Genomic DNA, 5,180 nt, shown 5'->3' with positions numbered 1-5,180 from the left:
GCAGTGACGATGGCCCGCTGGTGTTCACCACCCATTCCACCCACAAACTGCTGGCGGCGTTCAGCCAGGCATCGATGATTCACGTCCAGGACGGCGGCGCGCGGCAGCTGGATCGGGATCGCTTCAATGAAGCGTTCATGATGCACATCTCTACCTCGCCGCAGTACAGCATCATCGCTTCGCTGGATGTGGCTTCGGCCATGATGGAAGGCCCGGCCGGGCGATCGCTGTTGCAGGAAATGTTCGACGAGGCGCTGAGTTTCCGCCGGGCGCTGGCCAATTTGCGCCAGCACATCGCCGCTGACGATTGGTGGTTTTCCATCTGGCAACCGCCGTCGGTGGAGGGCATCAACCGTGTGGTCACCGATGACTGGCTGCTGCAACCCGACGCCGACTGGCACGGCTTTGGCGGCGTGACCGACGACTACGTGCTGCTTGATCCGATCAAGGTCACGTTGGTGATGCCGGGCCTGACGGCTGGCGGCGCCCTCAGCCAGCGCGGGATTCCGGCGGCGGTGGTCAGCAAATTCCTTTGGGAACGTGGGTTGGTCGTTGAAAAGACCGGGCTGTATTCGTTCCTGGTACTGTTCTCCATGGGTATCACCAAGGGTAAATGGAGCACGCTGCTGACCGAGTTGCTGGAGTTCAAGCGCAGCTACGATGCCAATGTCAGCCTCGCGACGTGCCTACCGTGCGTGGCGCAAGAGAATGTCACGCGCTATCGGGGCATGGGGTTGCGCGATCTGTGCGATCAACTGCACGCCTGCTATCGCAGCAATGCCACGGCCAAACACCTGAAGCGCATGTACACAGTGCTGCCGGAAATCGCCATGAAGCCGTCTGACGCTTATGATCAATTAGTGCGTGGCGAGGTTGAAGCGGTGTCGATCGATGCTCTGGATGGGCGGATCGCCGCGGTGATGCTGGTGCCGTACCCACCGGGGATTCCGTTGATCATGCCCGGCGAGCGCTTTACCGAGTCGACGCGCTCGATCATCGATTACCTGGCGTTTGCCCGCACGTTCGATAGCAGCTTCCCGGGGTTTGTCGCTGATGTGCACGGATTGCAACACGAAGACGAGGGCAATGGACGGCATTACACCGTTGATTGCATCAAGGAATGAGGACCTTTCCCAGTATGCAACCGATCATGAATCCGAAATACCCAGGGCTGTCGGTGCGCGTTGCCGACGATGGTTTTGCAGCCTACATCTGGGGCAGTGATTTCAGTTTTGAAGTCGCGGCCTACGGTGCCGCCGAAATCGGAAAACCGGTGGAGCAGTGGCCGGTGACGCCGATCACGCCCTATCGTAAGTGCTACGGCATTGATCCCGAAGAGTTCAGCAGTTTCCGCGATGCCGCTGACAGCGCGATTTTCATGGCTTATCTCGATGATGAACCCGTGGGTCACCTGGTGGTCAGCACCAACTGGAACGGCTTTGCCCATATCGACGAGTTGGCGGTGCATGCGCCGGCGCGTCGTCATGGCGTGGCCAAGGCGTTGCTGGATGTGGCGCAGTTCTGGAGCCGAAAAAAGAAACTGCCGGGCATCATGCTTGAAACCCAGAACAACAACCTGGGGGGCTGCCGGCTCTATGAGCGCCGCGGTTATGTCTTGGGCGGAATCGATCATTTGCGTTATCGCGGGATCGATCCGAACACCGCCGAAGTGGCGCTGTTCTGGTATCGATTGTTCGATAACCCACTGGAAACCCCGGTTAGTTCGCCAACATCGCCACGGCTTGTTCCGTGATGATGCCCAGCAGTGCCTGAATCGCCGGTGATGGCTCGCCGTTCTTGAGGGTCAAGGCATACAGGCTGATCGGCACGGCCGGCGCCAGCGGGCAGGCATCCAGCCCGGCCGATTTGGCCCCGAGGGCGGTGAAAGGGTCGACGATGGCCAGACCTTCACCGGCCTCGACCATGCTGCGCATCATCTGATGAGTCTGTACCCGGGTATGAATGACCGGGGCAGGGCGCAGGGCATGCAGCTTGTTTTCCAGCGCCGGACTCAGGGGATCATGACCTTCCAGGCCCACCATCGATTGGCCGGCCAGGTCCTGCAGTGAGATGTACTTTTGTTTAGGTTGCAACCAGCCGTGGGGTGCCAGCAGCTGAAGTTTGCCTTGGGCGATCACGTGGCAATGAATGTCGGCGTGATCGGGGTCATGCAGGCTCAGGCCCAGATCGCTTTCACGCAGCAGCAGGTTTCTGACGATCTCGCGGGTAGGTTGACTCAGAAGGGTGCAAGGCGCGTCAGGAAGGCGTCGGCGCAGGGCGGCAATGCTCTGTGGCAATAGCTGCTGCGCCAGGGGCGGCGTGCAGACGATCCGCAAGGGCGGAGCCTGATATTGCTTGAGGCTGTTGGCCAGCCGCTGAACCGGCTCCAGCGCTTCGTAGACGTGGGCGATCTGGACCTGCAACTCCCGCGCCTCGCGCGTGGCCTGCAGGCGTCCACGCACGCTGGAAAACAGCATGAAACCCAACTGATCCTCGGCGTCGCGCAGAATCCCTTCGACTTCGGCCACAGGCAACTGCAGCCATTCGGCGGCGGTGCCCAGGTGACCGGTCTGCAGGAGCGCCTGTATCACTTCGATATGACGTAAACGCATGCGTGAAGTCCATGTTCAGCAGGTGAGGGAGTCAGTGGCTGAATCCTAACTCAAGTGCGCGCATATGACTTCTGCTCATAACACGGGGTTATGAAGCGACGTTGGTTTCCGGCAGGTTGCCAACATAGGTGTCGGGTTCGCGCACGATGGTCACGTCCGACTGCACCAGCAAAAACTGGTTGTCATCGAGTTTCCGCACGCGGTCGCCAATGGCCAGCTTATAAGTGGTGACAGGCACCGAGCCAGTGAGACCGTCTGCCGACGGGGTGGATTCCTGGAACTCATGCACGGAATAAACGCGGCCTTCCGCGTCTCTTGCATGGAACTGACCGACGAGTACTGCTGCCATCTGCTTAGAACCTCTGGGGATAAATCACTCAATTTGCGGCTCTGTAGACCGTGGTTGGGCGAGGTAAGTTTTCCTACAGGAAAAAAATAGTCAGGGGCGGCGTTTTTCAGTCGCCCACTGGTTGAATCGTCATCTATAACTACAAGCTCTTTCCATCGGACAGTCGAGAATCTTCCATGAGCAACGTCTATACGATCGCTGTACTGGTCGGCAGCTTGAGAAAGGAATCGATCAATCGCAAGGTGGCGCTGGCCCTGGCCGAGCTGGCGCCTGCCAATCTCAAACTGGTTATCGTCGAAATCGGCGATCTGCCGCTCTACAACGAAGACATCGATGGTGCTTCACCGCCGGCAGCCTACAGCACTTTCCGGCAACAAGTGAGCTCATCCGACGCGGTGCTGTTCGTGACCCCCGAATACAACCGTTCGGTGCCGGCGCCGATGAAGAATGCGATCGATGTGGGTTCGCGTCCCTATGGAAAAAGTGCCTGGAGCGGCAAGCCTGGTGCCGTGATCAGTGCCTCGCCGGGCGCTATCGGCGGTTTTGGCGCCAATCACCACCTGCGCCAGTCGATGGTGTTTCTGGATGTGCCGTGCATGCAGCAACCGGAAGCTTATTTGAGCGGCGCCGGTTCAGCGTTTGACGAGGCGGGTAACCTGTCCGAGTCGCTCAAACCCTTCCTGCAAAAGTTCATCAATGCTTACGGGCAGTGGGTCGAACAACACAAGAAGATGTGACAAGTCCCCAAGGAGCAAAGCTTGCTCGCGACGGCAGTGTTTCAGTTGGCATTGATTTGACTGACACGCCGCCATCGCGAGCAAGCTTTGCTCCTTGGGGTTACAGGGTGCTGGCCAGTCGACTACAGATCATCGCTTCCATTTCCGACCGTCAAGCGGCGGTTTGCTCCGCCGCCGGTTGTGCGGTGATGCAGTAACGACGGCCACTCCAGGCCATGATCACCCAGGCATCAATGGTTGCGGGTGGCGGTTGAACGGGCAAGTCCTCGCAGGAAGCGAAGGCTTCACGCCATTTCTGCGACAGCTCCTGGAATACCCGCCGGTGATGTGGTCAACCCCGACCAGCCGCCGCGTTGCCAAATCCGAACAAACGCTACGTAAATCGCCTCTACGGTGAAAATCGCCCGGGCCTGACTCGGCGAGGTGATTTTCAAGATCAACCGGTGCGCGTTGACCACCAACAACATTACGTATGCCGCGTATGGCGATTCGATGAACTACTGGGGATTCTTTCCTACAGGGTTGACGGAATGGGGTCACATCCCTGCGTGGGGTTTTGCCGATGTCGTGGCGTCTGATGTGGCCGGTATCAAAGTCGGGGAACGCTTCTACGGGTATTTCCCGATTGCCAGCCATCTGTGGATGGGCCCGGAGCGGGTGACTGAACGTGGGTTCTATGACTCCGCCGAGCATCGGCAGGCACTGACGTCGGCTTACAATCAATACACCCGTTGCAGTTGGGATTCGTACTACAGCCCAGAAACCGAAAACCTGCAGATTTTGCTCAAGCCACTGTTCCTGACCTCGTTGATGCTGGCGGATTTCCTTCAGGACAAGCAGTTCTTTGGCGCCACCCGGCTGGTGTTCTCCAGCGCTTCGAGCAAAACCGCGTTTGGCACGGCGGTCTGCCTGGAAAATCATCCTGACCTTGACGAGCCTGGCCAATGACTGTCCTACGTTGTATGTGGACTTTTCCGGCGACCTGGATTTACGTGATCAGGTCCACCAGCATTTTGCCGGGCAGTTGGTTTACAGCTGCTTCGCCGGTTCTGCGCAAAGCACCAATGAGGCTCGATTGACGGCTATTGAGGGGCCGCAGCCGGTGTTATTTTTTGCGCCGATCCAGATCCGCAAGCGCAATACCGAGTGGGGGCCGGAAGGGGTCAGTCAGCATATTGGAGAGGGTTTGCAGCGTTTCTACCGGCTGATAAACCATTGCTGGAAGTGGTCGAGAGCAAAGGCTATGAAGCCGCGCAGAGCGTGATTGCCCGGCTGTTTCATGGACAGATCGCGCCGGTGGAGGGGCATGTGATTCGGCTATAGCACCGATCTGTCGTAGCAGCTGCCGAGCCCGCGAGGCTGCGTTCGGCGACGCAGTCGTCGTAAACCCTGCGAACGCGGTATTCCTGGGACACCGCAGTGCCTGATTTCACGACGACTGCGTCGCCGAACGCAGCCTCGCGGGCTCGGTAGCTGCTACAT

5 protein-coding genes and 1 pseudogene are annotated in these 5,180 nt (G+C 58.7%); 4 read left to right on the top strand and 2 right to left on the bottom strand.

The features are described from left to right. Window positions 1-1,124: Orn/Lys/Arg family decarboxylase (locus WLY71_RS29570; RefSeq protein ID WP_489685680.1), on the top strand; the 1,124-nt coding region annotated here is incomplete at its 5' end. 14 nt (window positions 1,125-1,138) lie between these two features. Then, window positions 1,139-1,753, top strand: a complete 615-nt coding sequence (locus WLY71_RS29565) for a GNAT family N-acetyltransferase (protein ID WP_347806394.1) — start codon at window positions 1,139-1,141, stop codon at window positions 1,751-1,753. Here WLY71_RS29565 and WLY71_RS29560 read toward each other — a convergent pair. Together WLY71_RS29560 and WLY71_RS29555 are read right to left on the bottom strand one after the other, a co-directional pair. Continuing rightward, window positions 1,719-2,612 (bottom strand): LysR family transcriptional regulator, encoded by an 894-nt coding sequence (locus tag WLY71_RS29560; protein ID WP_347806393.1) that lies wholly within the window; start codon window positions 2,610-2,612, stop codon window positions 1,719-1,721. The genes WLY71_RS29565 and WLY71_RS29560 overlap by 35 nt on opposite strands. An 88-nt stretch (window positions 2,613-2,700) precedes the next feature. Beyond that, window positions 2,701-2,961, bottom strand: a complete 261-nt coding sequence (locus tag WLY71_RS29555; RefSeq protein WP_074876303.1) for a hypothetical protein — start codon at window positions 2,959-2,961, stop codon at window positions 2,701-2,703. A gap of 176 nt (window positions 2,962-3,137) precedes the next feature. On the opposite strand from WLY71_RS29555, the gene WLY71_RS29550 reads away from it, so the two are divergent. Together WLY71_RS29550 and WLY71_RS31520 are read left to right on the top strand one after the other, a co-directional pair. Next, window positions 3,138-3,698 carry an NADPH-dependent FMN reductase gene (locus tag WLY71_RS29550; RefSeq protein ID WP_347806392.1) on the top strand — a complete coding sequence of 187 codons (561 nt, stop codon included), beginning with the start codon at window positions 3,138-3,140 and terminating at the stop codon, window positions 3,696-3,698. A gap of 417 nt (window positions 3,699-4,115) precedes the next feature. Continuing rightward, window positions 4,116-5,021: pseudogene (locus WLY71_RS31520) on the top strand (DUF2855 family protein); the annotation flags it as partial. Between the last annotated feature and the right edge of the window lie 159 nt (window positions 5,022-5,180).

The organism is Pseudomonas rossensis (assembly GCF_039888995.1).
In the GTDB taxonomy this organism is placed as follows: Bacteria; Pseudomonadota; Gammaproteobacteria; order Pseudomonadales; family Pseudomonadaceae; genus Aquipseudomonas; species Aquipseudomonas rossensis.
This window is presented reverse-complemented; position numbering and strand designations above follow the sequence as displayed.